We start from the raw sequence: 15943 nt of genomic DNA, 5'->3' as shown, positions 1-15943 counted from the left end.
CGGGATCAGCGACCGGCGCCGGCGGTGAGGTCGCCGCGGCGCGGGGCGGCGAAGCGCTCCACGTCGGCGCGGGTCATGCCGGTGAGGGCGTCGACCTCGGCCGTGTCGAGGGCGCCGCACTGGAGGCCGCGCAGCAGGTAGGAGGAGAGCGCCTTGGCGGTCGCCGGCTCGTCCATGACGTCGCCGCCGGCGTGGTTGGCGTAGGCGGAGAGGCGCTTGGCCGCGGTCTCGAAGCCCTCGCGGTAGAAGGCGAAGACGGCGGCGTATCGGGTCGGGATGTGACCCGGGTGCATGTCCCAGCCCTGGTAGTAGGCGCGGGCCAGGGCGCGGCGGGTGAGGCCGTAGTGGAGCCTCCACGCCTCGTGGACGTGGGCGGTGGAGCCGACCGGGAGGACGTTGGTGGAGCCGTCGGAGACGCGGACGCCGGTGCCGGCGGCGGCGACCTGCATGATCGCCTTGGCGTGGTCGGCGGCCGGGTGGTCGCTGGCCTGGTAGGCGGCGGAGACGCCGAGGCAGGCGCTGTAGTCGAAGGTGCCGTAGTGCAGGCCGGTGGCCCGGCCCTCGGCGGCGTCGATCATGCGGGCGACGGCGGCGGTGCCGTCGGCGGCGAGGATCGACTGGCTGGTCTCGATCTGGATCTCGAAGCCGAGGCGGCCGGCGTCGAGGCCGTGCGTCTTCTCGAAGGCCTCCAGGAGGCGGACGAAGGCGGTGACCTGCTCGGGGTAGGTGACCTTCGGGAGGGTGAGGACGAGGCCGTCCGGCAGGCCGCCGCTCTCCAGGAGGCCGGTGAGGAAGACGTCGGTGGTGCGGATGCCGCGGTCGCGGACGGCGGCCTCCATGCACTTCATGCGGATGCCCATGTAGGGGGCGGCGGTCCCGTCGGCGTACGCCTCGTTGATCAGACGGGCGGCGCGGGCCGCGTCGTGGTCCTCGGCGGCCCCGCCGCCCCCGGCGTAGCCGTCCTCGAAGTCGACGCGGAGGTCCTCGATGGGCTCGCGCTCCAGCTTGGCGCGGACGCGGGTGTAGACGTCCTCCGCGAGCGCGTCGGAGAGGCCGAGGACGGCCGCGAAGGAGGCGGCGTCGGGGGCGTGCTCGTCGAGCGCGGCGAGGGCCTGGTCGCCCCAGGAGCGGATGGTGCCGGCGTCGAAGACGTTGCCGGGGACGTAGACGGTGTGGACGGGCTGGCGGGTGCCGGGGTCGCCCGGGTAGCGGCGGTCGAGCTCGGCGTCCACCGCGGCGAGGGAGGCGCTGATGCCCTCGCTGACCGCGCCCGCGAGGCTCGTCGACACCTTCTCCTGCTGACCCATCCCTGATCCTCCTGTTTTCCGCTTCACGGAATCAACAATCCGTATAGCGAAGTTAGTAGGCCGTCGGACCTGCGTCAATGGTTGTCCGAAACGGCCGGGGGCCGCACGGCGAAACTCGCCGTGCGGCCCCCGGGACCTGCGGAAGCGCTGGTCGTCAGCCCTTGCGGGCCTGGACCTCCTGGGTCAGGACCGGGACGACGTCGAAGAGGTCGCCCACCACGCCGTAGTCGACGAGGTCGAAGATCGGCGCCTCGGCGTCCTTGTTGATCGCGACGATCGTCTTCGAGGTCTGCATGCCGGCGCGGTGCTGGATCGCGCCGGAGATGCCCGCCGCGATGTACAGCTGCGGGGAGACCGACTTGCCGGTCTGGCCGACCTGGTTGGAGTGCGGGTACCAGCCGGCGTCGACGGCGGCGCGGGAGGCGCCGACGGCCGCGCCGAGCGAGTCGGCGAGGGCCTCGATGACCGCGAAGTTCTCGGCGCCGTTGACGCCGCGGCCGCCGGAGACCACGATCGCGGCCTCGGTCAGCTCGGGGCGGCCGGTCGACTCGCGCGGGGTGCGCGCGGTGACCTTGGTGCCGGTGGCCTTCTCCGAGAAGGAGACGGACAGGGCCTCGACGGCGCCGGCGGCCGGGGCGGCCTCGACGGGGGCCGAGTTCGGCTTGACCGTGATGACCGGGGTGCCCTTGGAGACGCGCGACTTGGTGGTGAAGGAGGCGGCGAACGCGGACTGCGTCGCGACCGGGCCCTCGTCACCGGCCTCCAGGTCCACGGCGTCGGTGATGATGCCGGAGCCGATGCGGACCGCGAGGCGGGCCGCGATCTCCTTGTTCTCGGCGGAGGACGGGACGAGCACGGCGGCCGGGGAGACGGCGTCGTACGCGGCCTGGAGCGCGTCGACCTTCGGGACGACGAGGTAGTCGGCGAACTCGGGGGCGTCGGCCGTCAGGACGCGGGTGGCGCCGTGCTCGCCGAGGACGGCGGCGGTGTCGGCGGCGCCGTTGCCCAGCGCGACGGCGACCGGCTCGCCGATGCGGCGGGCGAGGGTCAGCAGCTCCAGGGTGGGCTTGCGGACGGCTCCGTCGACGTGGTCGACGTAGACGAGAATCTCAGCCATGGGACTTCAATCTCCTGCGAACGAAAAGGGGAGGGCCTGAGGGGACGGCGCGGCTCGGGAGCCTTAGATGAACTTCTGGCTCGCGAGGTACTCGGCGAGCTGCTTGCCGCCCTCGCCCTCGTCCTTGACGATCGTGCCCGCGGTGCGCGCCGGACGCTCGTCGGCGGAGTCGACGGCGGTCCAGGAGCCCTCCAGGCCGACCTCGTCCTCGTCGATGTCCAGGTCGTCGAGCTCCAGCTCCTCGACCGGCTTCTTCTTGGCGGCCATGATGCCCTTGAAGGACGGGTAGCGGGCCTCGCCCGACTGGTCCGTCACGGAGACGACGGCCGGGAGGGAGGCCTCCAGCTGCTCGGAGGCGGTGTCGCCGTCGCGGCGGCCGGTGACCTTGCCGTCCTCGACCTTGACCTCGGAGAGCAGGGTGACCTGCGGGACGCCCAGGCGCTCGGCCAGGATCGCCGGGAGGACGCCCATGGTGCCGTCGGTGGAGGCCATGCCGGCGATGACCAGGTCGTAGCCGGTCTTCTCGATCGCCTTGGCGAGCACCAGGGAGGTGGCCATGACGTCGGAGCCGTGGATGGACTCGTCGTCGACGTGGACGGCCTTGTCGGCGCCCATGGAGAGCGCCTTGCGGAGCGCGTCGCGCGCGTCCTCGGGGCCGACGGTGAGGACGGTCACCTCGGCGTCGTCCGCCTCCTCGGCGATCTGCAGCGCCTGCTCGACCGCGTACTCGTCGAGCTCCGACAGGAGACCGTCGACGTCCTCGCGGTCGACCGTCAGGTCGTCGGCGAACTTCCGGTCGCCAGTGGCGTCCGGCACGTACTTCACACAGACAACGATCCTCAAGCTCACGCCGGCTCTCCTACTGCATCGTCTTAACGGGGCTGCCTTGTTGCTCGCAGCATAGGCGCCTGAAGGGCGGGTTTCCGGCCGGGGCGCCGGACGCCTCGACCAGATATTACTCGTCAGTACACCCAGTTCGTGACCAGTAAGCAAGCGCTCAGCACTGTGATCTGCCCAACGCGCGCGAGGGCGCCGCCGCGGGAACTCTCAGTCGCGCAGCGCGTTGAAGCGCCCCTGGTGGTACAGGAGCGGACGGCCCGCGCCACCGGGGTCCCCCGCGACGGCCTCGGCTATGACGATCCGGTGGTCGCCGGCGGGCACCCGGGCCACCACCCGGCAGACCAGCCAGGCCTGCACCCCGTCGAGCACGGGCACGCCCTCGGGGCCCCGGCTCCAGCGGGTCGGCGCGGCGAACCGGTCGGCGCCGCTGCGCGCGAAGGTGGTCGCCAGTTCCTCCTGGTGCTCGCCGAGGATGTGCACGCCGATGTGCTCCGCCTCGGCGAGCACGGGCCAGCTGGAGGAGCCGGTGCCCACGCCGAAGGAGATCAGCGGCGGGTCGGCGGCGACGGAGTTGAGCGAGGTGGCGGTGAAGCCGACGGGGCGTTCGCCGTGGGCGGTGATCACGGCGACGCCGGCGGCGTGGCGCCGGAAGACGGAGCGCAGCAGCTCGGGCGAGGCGGAGCGGTGGGCTCCGGTCGTGGGAACGGCGCGGAGCTCGGGCGAGACCGTCATGGAGTCGTCCTTCGTGCGGGGCGGTGTGGAGCGGGGTCCGGGGGCGTCAGAGGCCCGGACAGCGCGCGCTCGCGTGGCGGCCCAGGTCCACGTCGGCCCGGCCGTAGAGAAGGAGGTCACCGGTCACTCCGTCAGGGTGACGACGGGTGACCGCCCTGGTCAAGTGCGTACCGCGATGTGGGAGATGTGTCACCGCGTCAGAACCGGGGACCGTCCGGTCCGCTGCGGGGCCGGTGCCGGGCCGGCTCACAGCGCGTGACCGAGGGCGGCGATGACGTCCGCCGTGCGGGGCTGTCCGACGGCCCGGCGCACGATCGCGCCGGCCGCGTCGAGGACGAGGACGGTCGGGGTACGGGTCACTCCGAGGTCGCGCACGAGGCCGAGGTGCTCCTCGGCGTCGATCTCCACGTGCGCCACGCCCGGCACCATGGCGGCCACCCCGTCGAGCACCCGCCGTGTCGCCCGGCAGGGCTGGCAGAAGGCGCTGGAGAACTGGACGAGGGTCGCCCGCTCCCCCAGCGGCACGCCGCCGAGGAGTTCCGGCCCGAGCCGTCGCGTCGCCTCCACCGTCATTCCGCGTTCTCCCGCCATCCCTCGTCCTCCGGCATCCTCGGGCGCCGATTCCGCGTCCTTCTTCCCGTGCAGCGTCGCACGGAACCGAACGATTCCCGCCACGACCACCGCGAGTGACGAGAATCTCCCCGTACGAAGCCGCCTGGACTGGTCACGGCGGCCCACATGGGGCACGATCTGCCCAAAGCCGAAAACCTACGGCCGCGTAACTTCGCCGGGAGAGCCCTCCCACAGGCCGAGAAGAAGGGGTATCTCTCGCATGGCAGAACTCGTGTACCGACCGGTGATCGGCGCCGCGCTGACGATGTTCAAGGCGCTCGATCTCAAGATCGACACACAGGGTTCGGAGAACATCCCGCGGACCGGCGGCGCCGTCCTGGTCAGCAACCACATCAGCTACCTGGACTTCATCTTCGACGGTCTGGCCGCGCTGCCGCAGAAGCGGCTCGTCCGCTTCATGGCGAAGGAGTCCGTCTTCCGCCACAAGGTCTCCGGGCCGCTGATGCGGGCGATGAAGCACATCCCGGTAGACCGCTCCCAGGGCGAGCACGCGTACAAGCACGCCCTGGAGGCGCTGCGGGCGGGCGAGATCGTCGGCGTGTTCCCCGAGGCGACCATCTCGGAGTCGTTCACGCTGAAGAGCTTCAAGTCGGGCGCCGCCCGGCTCGCGCAGGAGGCCGGGGTGCCGCTGATCCCCATGGCCCTGTGGGGCACGCAGCGGATCTGGACGAAGGGCCGGCCGCGGAACTTCAAGCGGGCGCACATCCCGGTGACGATCCGGGTCGGGGAGCCGGTGGAGGCCCCCGCCGACCAGTTCGCGGGCGCGATCACGCGCCGGCTGCGCGACCGGGTCCAGGAGCTCCTGGAGGCCGCTCAGCGCGCCTACCCGGTGCGCCCGAAGGACGCCACGGACACCTGGTGGATCCCCGCGCACCTGGGCGGCACGGCGCCGACCCCGGAGCAGCTGAAGGCCGCCGGTAACTAGCCGCGGCGCGGGAGCCTCGCCCGGGGGCGCGGACGGCGATCCGCGCCCCCGGGCGAAGAGACGTCACTCGGGGTCGTGACGACCGTCCCGGCCGAAGGAGCGCCGGCGCGTCACTCGGGGTCGCGGACGGTGATCCGTGCCCCGGGGCTGACCTTGCGGAGTGCCTCGGCGAGCTCCTGGCCGGCGGTGAGGAGTTCCTCCCGGCTCATGGGGGCCAGGGACTCCAGCAGGAAGAGGGCGTCGGTGGTGTCGTCGTCGATGCGGGTGCGCGGCCCCTGGCGCCAGTTCCAGCGGCGGCAGGTGACGCCCCGCTCGTCGCACCAGACGATCTCGCCGGGCTCGGGGTGCTCCACGGTCTCCTCGCCGCCGGCGACGGTGACGAACTCCTCCTCGCCGGTGGCCCGGACGAGCCGCATGCCGCCCTGGATCCGGTTCAGGTCCTCGCCGCCCACGGGGATGAGGTGGGCGACGCTGATCGCGTTGTAGGCGTCGACGAGGCGGTTGATCCGTGGCAGCCCGCCGTCCGCGAGGGCGCGGCGGGCGAGCGCCTCCGCGGAGTTGCGGGTGCGGGACGGCTTGGCGCCGAAGGCGGTGTACGCGGCGCGCCAGGCGGCGACGTGCGGGTCCTGGTCCGGGGTGCGGCCGTCGAGACGGGCGGCGAGCCGGGCGGCGGCCTCGTCGAGGAGGGCCGCGCTGGTGGCGTCGCTGGGGCCGTTGACGAGCCCGCGGGCCTCCAGGGCGAGGGGGGTGAAGCCGGGGACGAGGGCGCGCACCTCGTCGGAGACGGTGAGCGTCAGGGGCATGGGCGCCGTTCCTTGCTGCCGGGGGTCACAGGTCCGTGGGGAGGGTCCGCCACAGGTGGGGCCGGTCGGTCGCGGCCTGGAGCGCGCGGAGGACGACCGGATTTGGTTCAGCATAGAGCACTGGGTAGTCCACTTCATTGACCTCCGGCCGTACGACCCAGGCCAGACGCTCCTCACCCACCGAGAACTGGGCGTCCACGCCGGGCGGGACGTTCCCGCGCACGTCCTGCCGGGCCCACCGCTCCTCGCCGGGCAGCAGGACGGCGGCCAGTCCGTGGATCACCGGATGCGCACCGTCCTCGTCGGCGAGGCGCTGGCAGCAGAGGGCCGCGGGGATCCCCCGGGCGCGCAGGAGGGCGGCGTACGCGACGGACTTGGCGTAGCAGATGCCGGTGCCCTGCCGCAGGACGTCGGAGGCGCGCCAGGTGACGCGGAGGTCCCCCGAGTCCTGGGAGTGCGGGATGGCGTCGCGGACGTACTCATAGGCGGCCTTGGCGTATGAGTATGCGTCCGCATGGGCGGCGGCGATGTGGTCCGCCGCGGCTCGGACGAGCGGATGGTCGCGGTCGACCGCCTCGCCGGCCGCGAGATACGGGGCGATGTCACGGTACTGCTGGATGAGTTCCACGATCCGCGAGCATAGGAATGCGGCCGAGCGGAGTCAATCATTTTCCGCTCGACCGCATAGCTATTCATTCACTGTCAGCGGGCCAGTTCTTCTTTCAGAGCCTGGAGGAAGGCGTCGACGTCGTCCTCCGTGGTGTCGAAGGAGCACATCCACCGCACGTCGCCGGCCTGCTCGTCCCAGAAGTAGAAGCGGAACCGCTTCTGCAGCCGACGGCTGACCTCGTGCGGGAGGCGCGCGAAGACCGCGTTGGCCTGCACCGGGTAGAGGATCTCCACCCCGTCCAGGGCGCGCACGCCGTCCGCGAGGCGGCGGGCCATCGCGTTGGCCTGGCGGGCGTTGCGCAGCCACAGGTCCTTGGCGAGCAGCGCCTCCAGCTGCACCGACAGGAAGCGCATCTTGGACGCGAGCTGCATGGACAGCTTGCGCAGGTGCTTCATGTGGCTGACCGCGTCCGGGTTGAGGACGATCACGGCCTCGCCGAAGAGCATGCCGTTCTTCGTGCCGCCGTAGGAGACGACGTCGACGCCCACCGCGTTGGTGAAGGCGCGCATCGGCACGTCGAGGGAGGCGGCCGCGTTGGCTATCCGGGCGCCGTCGAGGTGCACCTTCATGCCCTTGGAGTGGGCGTGCTCGACGATGGCGCGGACCTCGTCCACGGTGTAGACGGTGCCCAGCTCGGTGTTCTGGGTGATGGAGACGACCTGGGGCATCGCCCGGTGCTCGTCCTCCCAGCCCCACGCCTGCCGGTCGATGAGCTCGGGGGTGAGCTTGCCGTCCGGGGTGGGCACGGCGAGCAGCTTGAGGCCGCCCATGCGCTCCGGCGCACCGCCCTCGTCCACGTTGATGTGGGCGCTCTCGGCGCAGATCACGGCGCCCCAGCGGTCGGTGAGCGCCTGGAGGGCGGTCACGTTCGACCCGGTGCCGTTGAAGACCGGGAAGGCCTCGGCGTGCGGGCCGAAGTGGCTGTGCACGATCCGCTGGAGGTGGTCGGTGTAGTCGTCCTCGCCGTAGGCGACCTGGTGGCCGTCGTTGGCGAGGGCGATCGCCGCGAGGATCTCGGGGTGGACGCCGGCGTAGTTGTCGCTCGCGAAGCCCCGGACCGACGGGTCGTGGTGACGACGGGCGTCGGTCCGGTGTCCGAGGGCGGCGGTCACGGTGCGGGGGTCAGCCACAGGCGCTGTCCATTCACTTCCTGGGCGGGCCTGTCCCACAGGCCGGCGATCTCGTCGGCCAGGTCCTTGACGTCGGTGAAGCCCGCGAACTTCGCGTTGGGGCGTTCGGCGCGCATCGCGTCGTGCACCAATGCCTTGATCACCAGGATGGCAGCCGCCGCCTGGGGGCCGTCCTCACCCCCCAGCTTGCGGAAGGAGTCCGCCATGGCCAGCGTCCACGCCTCGGCCGCGGCCTTGCCCGCGTTGTACGCGGCGTTGTTGGCCTGCGGCTTGTGGGCGCCGACCTGGCTGATGAGCGCGTAGCGGCCGCGGCCGCCGCTGCGGAGCAGGGCGTCGTGGAAGGCCAGCGAGGTGTGCTGGACGGTGCGGATCAGGAGCTTCTCCAGGAAGTCCCAGTCCTTCAGGTCGGTCTCGGTGAAGGAGGAGCTGCCGCGCCAGCCGCCCACGAGGTGGACGAGCCCGTCGATCCGGCCGAACTCCTTCTCCGTCTTGTCCGCCCAGCCGCGCGTGGCGTCGAGGTCGAGGAGGTCCACGGTGTCGCCGACGACCTTGGCGCCGTGCACCTCGCGGGCCGCCTCGACGGCCTCGGCGAGCCGGGCCGGGTCGGCGTCGGCGGCGACCACGGTCGCGCCGGCGCCGGCGAGGCGCAGCAGCGCCGCCCGGCCGGCGGGTCCCGCCGCGCCGGCCACCGCGATGACCGCGCCGTCGAGGGGTCCACCGTTTCCGCCGGTGTTCATGGGCGCCTCCTCCGTGTGCTGCGTACCGTCGGTCACGCGGCGACCCGCTCGGGCATGTCCGCGGCGGTGATGCCCTTGGTGTCGGCGATCACGCCCTTCATCTTCTTGGAAAGGGCCTCGAAGAACATGCTGAGCGGAAACTCGTCGGGAAGCACGTCGTCGACGAGCTTGCGCGGCGGGAGCGTGAGGTCCAGGGCGTCGGGGCCCTTGGCCCACTTGGAGCCGGGGTGCGGGGCGAGGTAGCCGGAGACGAACTCGTACGCCTTGATCCAGTGGACCAGCTTCGGGCGGTCGATGCCGTCGCGGTAGAGGGTCTCGATGTCCGAGCAGAGGCGGTTGGTGACCTCGGGGGCGCGGTCCCAGTCGATGGTGAGGACGTTGTCCGTCCAGCGCACCACGTCGTTCTTGTGGAGGTACGCGAAGAGGAGCTGGCCGCCCAGGCCGTCGTAGTTCCGGTTCCGGTCGCCGGTGAGCGGGAAGCGGAACATCCGGTCGAAGAGGACCGCGTACTGCACGTCGCGGCCGTGGGAGTTGCCCTCGGCCTCCAGCTTCACGGCCTCCTTGAAGGCGGTGAGGTCGCAGCGGAGCTCTTCGAGTCCGTACATCCAGAACGGCTGGCGCTGCTTGATCATGAAGGGGTCGAACGGCAGGTCGCCGCGGCTGTGGGCGCGGTCGTGGACCAGGTCCCAGAGGGCGAAGGCCTGCTCGCAGCGGCTCTGGTCGTCGAGCATCGCGGCGATGTCCGCGGGCAGTTCGAGGCCCAGGGTGTCGACGGCGGCCTCGGTGACCTTGCGGAAGCGGGCGGCCTCGCGGTCGCAGAAGATGCCGCCCCAGGTGAAGCGCTCGGGGACCTCGCGGACGGCGACGGTCTCCGGGAAGAGGACGGCCGAGTTGGTGTCGTACCCGGCGGTGAAGTCCTCGAAGGTGATGCCGATGTAGCCCGGGTTGTCGTAGCGGGTGGCCTCCAGCTCGGCGAGCCAGTCGGGCCAGACCATGCGGAGGACGACGGCCTCGAAGTTGCGGTCCGGGTTGCCGTTCTGCGTGTACATCGGGAAGAGCACGAGGTGCTGGAGACCGTCCTCGCGGCCGGAGGCCGGGTGGAAGGCCAGCAGCGAGTCCAGGAAGTCCGGGACGCCGAAGCCGCCCTCGGACCACTTGCGGAGGTCGGCGACGAGGGCGCGGTGGTACGCGGCGTCGTGCGGCACGAGCGGGGAGAGCTGCTCGACGGCGGCCACCAGCCGGTCCACGGTCAGCTCGACGAGGGAGCGCGCGGGGGCGCCCTCGGCCTCGAAGTCGACCGAACCGTCGGCACGCTGCCAGACGCGGATCTCCTCCACGGCGTTCTTGAGCTCCGGCCAGGCGGGGTGGTCGATGACGCGGGCGGTGGCTATGCCCTCGCCGGTCACGTCGTGCACAAGAATTTCCGTCATGCCTCTTCCTCCACAGGAGAACCTTGCGTAAAGGAACCGTAATCGCGCATGACTCCTGACCGCAAGGGGAGGAAGAGAGATTCTCTTGCGAGACACCCCCTCGACCGCATTTTTTCCTGTCAGCCGGGGGGTGAACACGTGCTTCCGGCGGAAGGATCAGACCAGCGGCTTCACGAGGAGCTCGAAGCGGAGGTCGTCGCGCCGGGGCCGACCGAAGCGCTCGTCGCCGTACGGGAAGGGGCTCGTCTCGCCGGTGCGCCGGTAGCCGCGCCGCTCGTACCAGGCGATCAGCTCCTCCCGGGCGGTGATCACCGTCATGTGCATCTCGCGGACGTCCCACAGCTCGCGGACCCGGCGTTCGGCCTCGGCGATGATCCGCTTGCCGAGGCCGGCTCCCTGGAGCTCGGGCCGGACCGCGAACATGCCGAAGTAGGCGGCCTCGCCGCGGTGCTCCAGCTGGCAGCAGGCGACCGTGTCGCCGTCCCGCTCCACGAGCAGCAGCACGCTGCCCGGGGCGGCGATCACGGCCGCCACGCCCTCCGGGTCGGTCCGCTGGCCGTCCAGGAGGTCCGCCTCGGTGGTCCATCCGGCCCGGCTCGCGTCGCCCCGGTAGGCCGACTCGACGAGCGGCACCACCACCGGCACGTCGCCGAGCACCGCCTGCCGGTAGGTGAGGACGCCGGGCTCCTGGCTCGCGGCGGTGTCGGGAACGGGCGTGGCGGTGTCCATCGTGCGGGGCTCCCCTCGGGCGCTGTCGACCGGCGTGCGCGGTCGGACCGAGCCTAACGCGCGCCGCCTCACCCCCTTCCGTACGCCTGTGCGCGCCCGTGCGCCCGCGTGCGCGCACCCGGCGGCGGGCAGTCCCTCCACGGGGCACGAGGCGAGGGGGGTGTGCCGTGCACGGACCGGCCCTGTCGGGGTGGCTGCTCGTCGCGCTCTGCGCGGCCGTCGGGGCCTACTGCGCGCTGCGGAGCCGCGCCAGCGCGGGCGAGGAGCGGCGGGCCGCGCGCGCGGAGGCGGTGATGGGCTTCGGGATGGCGGCGATGGCGCTGCCGCCCGCCGTGCTCACCCCGCCGTCCTGGAGCTGGGCGGGGTACGCGGCGCTCTTCGGCGCGGCGGCCGCGGCCGACCTCGTCGCGGCCCGCCGGGACGCGCACCGGCTGCACCACGCGGTCGGCTCCCTCACCATGGTCTACATGGCGCTCACGATGGCCCCGGCGGCGGCGACCGGCGCGCAGGGGGTGCACGCGGCGCACGGGACGGGGGCGGCGGCCGGGGGGACGCCCCTGCTCACCGGCGGGCTGCTCCTCTACTACGCGGTGTACGTGCTCCGCTCCGGGGCCCGCCTCGTCCCCGCCGGACCGCACCCGCCCCCGGGGAGACCGGCGGGCGGCGGGGCGCCCGGCTGGGCGAACCGGCCCGAGCTCACCCTGGCCTGCCGGCTGTCGATGGGGCTCGCCACGCTGGCGATGCTGTGCACGCTCTGAGCCCCCGCGTCCCGCGCGGGCGTTCGGATCACCACCGGCGAAACCGTGGCGTACGTCACTTGGCGGCTGAGGCCATACCCCCGGGGAGCACCCGCTCATAGGGTGACGCCCATGTGGGTCTCCCTCGCGCTGCTCCTGCTCGGCGTCCTGACCGCGCTCACCGCCCCCCGGCTGCTCGCCCGGGCCGACTGGGCGGAGCGAGAACCGGTCGTGGCGCTCTGGGTGTGGCAGTGCGTGGTGGCCGCGATCCTGGTCAGCTTCGCGCTCTCGATGACCTTCAGCGCCTCCGTCGCCTGGCAGGCCGTGCGCGGGCAGGTCTTCGCGCCCGCGCCGCGCGCGGTCCTCGACGCGTACGAACTCTCCACCCACGGCGGCCCCTGGTCGGCGGCGCTGGCCGTGGTCCTCGCGGCCGGCGGGCTGTGGACCGGCGCCATGCTCGGGCGGGAGATCGGGCTCGCCCGCGCCCGCCGCCGCAAGCGCCGCGACGACCTGCTGGTCCGCGCCCCGCAGCTGCCCGGAGAGGAGCCGGACGGCGGGCGGCTCGTCGTCCTGGAGGGCGAGCGCCCCGACGCCTGGTGGCTGCCCGGCGCCACGCCCCGGCTCGTCGTCACCACCGCCGCACTGCGCCGCCTGAAGGGCCGTCAGCTCGACGCGCTGCTCGCCCACGAGCAGGGGCACGCCCGGGCCCGGCACGACTGGCTGCTCCACTGTTCCGGCGCGCTCGCCTCCGGTTTCCCCGGCGTCCCGGTCTTCATCGCCTTCCGCGAGGAGATGCACCGACTGGTCGAGCTCGCCGCCGACGACGTGGCCTCCCGCCGCTTCGGGCGGCTCACCGTCGCGCTCGCCCTGGTGGAACTGAACGAGGAACGGGGCGTGTTCGCCGCCCCGCCCGGCACCGGCCCCGAGGCCGGCCTCCCCCGGCGCGTCGACCGCCTCCTCGCCGCCACCCCCCGGCTCCCCGCCGCCCACCGCCTGCGCCTGACGGCGACGGCGGCCCTGGTCCCCGCGGTCCCGGTGCTCATCGCCGCCTTCCCCGGCCTGGCCGCCCTCGGCTGACGCGGTGCCCGCGGGGAGGAGCGCTCCGGCGGAGATGCGGCGCCGTGACCCGCGACCCGCGGGACGGCGCCCGCGGAGCGGGTCGCGGCCCGCGATCCGGCAGGATCGAGGAATGCGAAATTCCGCGATGGTCTCCGGAGGGCTCGCCCTGATCCTGCTCGTGCTCGTGGCGGCCGAATGGTCCCCGCTCCTCGCCTTCGACCGCTCGGTCGACGAGGCGCTGCACAGACACGCCCTCGCCCATCCCGGCCTCACCCGCGTCAACCGGGTGCTGAGCGACTGGGTGTGGGACCCGTGGACGCTGCGGGCGCTGGCCGTCGTCGTGGCGCTCCTGCTCCTGCGGCGCGGGCACCGGCGCCTCGCGCTGTGGGTGGTGGGGACCCTCCTGGCCGCGGCGGGGGTGCAGCAGGGCGTGAAGGCGCTGGTGGGCCGGGAGCGGCCGGTGTGGCGGGAGCCGGTGGACACGGCGTCGTTCGCCGCCTTCCCGTCGGGACACGCGATGACGGCCGCGGTGGTCTGCGGGCTGCTGCTCTGGGTGTTCGCGCTGGTGGGGCGGGAGCCGTGGTACGGCTGGGGGACGGCGGTCGGCCTCGCGGTGGTGTCGGTGCTCGGGGTCGGGTGGACCCGTGTCCACCTCGGGGTGCACTGGCCCTCGGACGTCCTGGCCGGCTGGCTGATGGGGTGGTGCTGCGTGGCCGTCGCCGTCGTCGCGTACCGGAGGAGGACCGGCGGCGGGCCCCTTCCGGCGCCCACGGGCGAGTCGCGCGAGCGGGGAGGGGAAGGAACATGACGAGGCCGCCCGTCCTGGACGATCCCCCGTGTCGCCCAGGAAAGGCGGCCTCCCCGCCGTCGCGCCGCGAAGGCGGGACGACGAGCCACGCTGAGTATATTGGCCGCGAGCCAGTCAACGCAGGAGCCCAGCATGACGCCGCGTAGCCCATCGGTCAACGAAGAGCTTCGCCGACGCTCCCGGGAGCGGATCCTGACGGCCACCGTGGACCTCGTCGGACGCCGGGGATACGAGGCGACGACCCTCGGGGACATCGCCCGGGAGGCGGGTGTGGCGCGCGGTCTCGTGTCGTACTACTTCCCCGGCAAGCGCCCGTTGCTGCAGTCCGCGGTGCACCGGCTGATGCACCTCACGCTCGCCGAGGCGCTGGAGCGCGCGCCGCGCACCGAGGACGGCAGGGAGCGGCTCGCCCGCGCGATCGACGCGATCCTGGGGCTTGCAGTGGACCGCCCGACGCTGATGCGCACGCACATGGCCGGCATCCTCCAGGCCGAGGGCTTCGTGCGCTGCGAGGAGCAGCAGCGGCTCGCCTTCCTGCTGCGGGACACGGTGGAGCGGTACGGCTCCGAGGACGTGGACCGGGACTATCCGCTGTTGCGGGCGCTGCTGATGGGCGCGGTGGTGGCGGTGCTGCTGCCGGGGGCGCCGATGCCGATGGCACGGCTGCGGGCGGAACTGTTCCACCGCTACGGCCTGGACTGGGAGAGCGGCGCGCCGCCGGACGGTGGTCCGCCCGACGGCGCGCTCTGAGGCGGCCGGGTCAGTCGAGGTCGCCGAAGTCCTCGAAGTAGTCCGGCTGGGTCTGGACGTTGAGCTCGTCCATCCGGATCCGCTTCGCGGGGTCGGTGCGCCGGTCGGAGATCTTCAGGACGTCGAGGCCCCGGGCGATCTCGTTCGAGTAGACGTGGCCGTTGTAGTAGTACGCGGACCACGAGCCGCCGATGGTGAGGGCGGTGTCGGAGACCGGGCCGCGGTCGAAGTAGCCGATCTCCTTCGGGTGCGCCGAGTCGGTGAAGTCCCAGACCGAGACGCCGCCCTGGTACCACGCCTGGACCATGAGGTCCTTGCCCTTGACCGGGATCAGCGAGCCGTTGTGGGCGACGCAGTTCTCGGTGGCGGCCTGGTGGCGCGGGATCTTGAAGTAGCTGCGGAAGACGAGCTGGCGGTTCTTGCCCTTGCCGGTGATGTCGTAGATGCCGTTGGCACCGCGGTTCGGACCGACGGCCGCGTTGCAGGTGGCGCCGCTGCCGCCGCCGAGCTCGTCGGTGAAGACGACCTTGTTCGCCTTCTGGTTGAAGGTGGCGGAGTGCCAGAAGGCGAAGTTGACGTTGTCCTGGACCTGGTCGATCACCCGGGGGTGCTCGGGGTCGGAGACGTCGAAGAGGATGCCGTCGCCCATGCAGGCACCGGCGGCGAGGTCCTTGCCGGGCAGCACGGTGATGTCGTGGCAGCCGGTGGTCTTGGAGACGCCCGGGTTGGTCGGGGCGCCGGGGTTGCCGCCGCCGTCGGGGCCCTCACCGGGGAAGAGGACGGGGAAGTTGACGACCCTGGCCTGCTCGGGCGCCGCGCGGGGCACCTTGATGACCGAGATGCCGTCGTGCGGCGGCCGGCAGTCGGGGAAGGCCACGTTGGGCGAGTAGGAGGAGACGTACACGTACACGTCCTTGCGCTGCGGCAGGAGCGTGTGGGTGTGGGAGCCGCACGCGGTCTCGACGGAGGCGACGTACTTCGGGTTCGTGACGTCGCTGATGTCGAAGATCTTCATGCCCTCCCAGGACTCCTTGACGGAGGCCGGCTGCGTCGTGCTGGCGCACGAGTCGTCGCTGCGGGAGGAGTCGGTGGAGAGGAAGAGGAGGTCCCCGGAGACGGAGATGTCGTTCTGGGAGCCGGGGCAGAGCACCTGGGCGACGGTCTTCGGGGCCTTCGGGTCGCTGATGTCGAAGATCCGGAAGCCGTCGTAGTTGCCCGCGAAGGCGTACGAGCCCTGGAAGGCGAGGTCGGTGTTGAGGCTGGGGAGCGCGTCCTTGGGGACGTTCGCCAGGAGTTGGATGTTGTCGGTCTTCACGATCTCGTCGACGCCGGGTATCGCGCCGCTCTCGATCGCCGCCCGCGCCTCGGCGGCCTGCGCGGCCGGGACGGGCGCCTGGGCCGGGGCGTCTCCCGGATCGGGGGTGGCGGCGGCCGTGCCGCCGACGAGCAGTGCCGCCAGGAGGCCGGCCGCGGCGGTGGCCGCGCCGAACCGTCTGATCCGGGAGCGTGGACTCTGCGGGGTGGGCAACGAGGTCA

17 protein-coding genes are annotated in these 15943 nt (G+C 72.6%); 5 read left to right on the top strand and 12 right to left on the bottom strand.

Annotation, left to right across the window (positions count from 1 at the left end):
• Positions 1 to 5 precede the first annotated feature (5 nt).
• The 5 genes from ACFZCF_RS30900 to ACFZCF_RS30880 all read right to left on the bottom strand — a co-directional run bounded on the left by ACFZCF_RS30900 (position 6) and on the right by ACFZCF_RS30880 (position 4587).
• Positions 6 to 1307: a DUF6986 family protein gene (locus ACFZCF_RS30900; protein ID WP_391290371.1), complete on the bottom strand. Its 1302-nt coding sequence runs from the start codon at positions 1305 to 1307 to the stop codon at positions 6 to 8.
• Positions 1308 to 1461: 154 nt separating this feature from the next.
• Entirely contained in the window at positions 1462 to 2424 is a 963-nt protein-coding gene (locus tag ACFZCF_RS30895) for an FAD-binding protein (protein WP_391290369.1), read from the bottom strand.
• A 63-nt stretch (positions 2425 to 2487) separates the two neighbouring features.
• Positions 2488 to 3273, bottom strand: coding sequence for an electron transfer flavoprotein subunit beta/FixA family protein (locus ACFZCF_RS30890; RefSeq protein ID WP_282692304.1), 786 nt, complete (start codon positions 3271 to 3273; stop codon positions 2488 to 2490).
• Positions 3274 to 3471: 198 nt separating this feature from the next.
• Positions 3472 to 3996, bottom strand: a complete 525-nt coding sequence (locus ACFZCF_RS30885; protein WP_388449777.1) for a flavin reductase family protein — start codon at positions 3994 to 3996, stop codon at positions 3472 to 3474.
• Between the two features lie 246 nt (positions 3997 to 4242).
• Positions 4243 to 4587 (bottom strand): thioredoxin domain-containing protein, encoded by a 345-nt coding sequence (locus tag ACFZCF_RS30880; protein ID WP_391290367.1) that lies wholly within the window; start codon positions 4585 to 4587, stop codon positions 4243 to 4245.
• Between the two features lie 241 nt (positions 4588 to 4828).
• On the opposite strand from ACFZCF_RS30880, the gene ACFZCF_RS30875 reads away from it, so the two are divergent.
• On the top strand, positions 4829 to 5554 hold the full coding sequence (locus ACFZCF_RS30875; protein WP_388449779.1) for a lysophospholipid acyltransferase family protein: 726 nt from the start codon (positions 4829 to 4831) through the stop codon (positions 5552 to 5554).
• A 110-nt stretch (positions 5555 to 5664) separates the two neighbouring features.
• Here the strand turns inward: ACFZCF_RS30875 and ACFZCF_RS30870 are convergent, their stop codons facing one another.
• The 6 genes from ACFZCF_RS30870 to ACFZCF_RS30845 form a co-directional block, all read right to left on the bottom strand.
• Positions 5665 to 6357 carry a phenylalanine--tRNA ligase beta subunit-related protein gene (locus tag ACFZCF_RS30870; protein WP_391290366.1) on the bottom strand — a complete coding sequence of 231 codons (693 nt, stop codon included), beginning with the start codon at positions 6355 to 6357 and terminating at the stop codon, positions 5665 to 5667.
• Between the two features lie 25 nt (positions 6358 to 6382).
• Positions 6383 to 6985, bottom strand: coding sequence for a transglutaminase domain-containing protein (locus ACFZCF_RS30865; RefSeq protein ID WP_391290364.1), 603 nt, complete (start codon positions 6983 to 6985; stop codon positions 6383 to 6385).
• A 74-nt stretch (positions 6986 to 7059) separates the two neighbouring features.
• Positions 7060 to 8157: a beta-eliminating lyase-related protein gene (locus tag ACFZCF_RS30860; protein ID WP_391290363.1), complete on the bottom strand. Its 1098-nt coding sequence runs from the start codon at positions 8155 to 8157 to the stop codon at positions 7060 to 7062.
• Complete coding sequence (locus tag ACFZCF_RS30855) at positions 8136 to 8894, bottom strand: SDR family NAD(P)-dependent oxidoreductase (RefSeq protein WP_391290361.1); 759 nt, start codon at positions 8892 to 8894, stop codon at positions 8136 to 8138. Before ACFZCF_RS30855 ends, ACFZCF_RS30860 begins: the two co-directional genes overlap by 22 nt.
• A 32-nt stretch (positions 8895 to 8926) precedes the next feature.
• Positions 8927 to 10324, bottom strand: a complete 1398-nt coding sequence (locus tag ACFZCF_RS30850) for a DUF6421 family protein (RefSeq protein WP_388449784.1) — start codon at positions 10322 to 10324, stop codon at positions 8927 to 8929.
• Between the two features lie 156 nt (positions 10325 to 10480).
• Complete coding sequence (locus ACFZCF_RS30845; RefSeq protein ID WP_388449785.1) at positions 10481 to 11053, bottom strand: GNAT family N-acetyltransferase; 573 nt, start codon at positions 11051 to 11053, stop codon at positions 10481 to 10483.
• Between the two features lie 167 nt (positions 11054 to 11220).
• On the opposite strand from ACFZCF_RS30845, the gene ACFZCF_RS30840 reads away from it, so the two are divergent.
• The 4 genes from ACFZCF_RS30840 to ACFZCF_RS30825 all read left to right on the top strand — a co-directional run bounded on the left by ACFZCF_RS30840 (position 11221) and on the right by ACFZCF_RS30825 (position 14407).
• The gene (locus tag ACFZCF_RS30840) at positions 11221 to 11811 is read left to right on the top strand and encodes a DUF5134 domain-containing protein (RefSeq protein ID WP_391290358.1); all 591 of its coding nucleotides are present in this window, start codon (positions 11221 to 11223) and stop codon (positions 11809 to 11811) included.
• 111 nt (positions 11812 to 11922) lie between these two features.
• Positions 11923 to 12867 carry a M48 family metalloprotease gene (locus tag ACFZCF_RS30835; protein WP_391290356.1) on the top strand — a complete coding sequence of 315 codons (945 nt, stop codon included), beginning with the start codon at positions 11923 to 11925 and terminating at the stop codon, positions 12865 to 12867.
• 34 nt (positions 12868 to 12901) lie between these two features.
• A complete protein-coding gene (locus ACFZCF_RS30830; protein ID WP_391290354.1) occupies positions 12902 to 13657 on the top strand; it encodes a phosphatase PAP2 family protein in 756 nt (251 codons plus the stop codon).
• Positions 13658 to 13789: 132 nt separating this feature from the next.
• Positions 13790 to 14407, top strand: coding sequence for a TetR family transcriptional regulator (locus ACFZCF_RS30825; protein WP_391290353.1), 618 nt, complete (start codon positions 13790 to 13792; stop codon positions 14405 to 14407).
• A gap of 10 nt (positions 14408 to 14417) precedes the next feature.
• Here the strand turns inward: ACFZCF_RS30825 and ACFZCF_RS30820 are convergent, their stop codons facing one another.
• On the bottom strand, positions 14418 to 15935 hold the full coding sequence (locus ACFZCF_RS30820; protein ID WP_391290432.1) for an LVIVD repeat-containing protein: 1518 nt from the start codon (positions 15933 to 15935) through the stop codon (positions 14418 to 14420).
• Between the last annotated feature and the right edge of the window lie 8 nt (positions 15936 to 15943).

The sequence above is a fragment of the Streptomyces sp. NPDC007945 genome (assembly GCF_042958885.1).
GTDB lineage: Bacteria > Actinomycetota > Actinomycetes > Streptomycetales > Streptomycetaceae > Streptomyces.
Note: the sequence above shows the minus strand (reverse complement) of the source record. Positions and strands in the feature narration are given on the sequence as shown.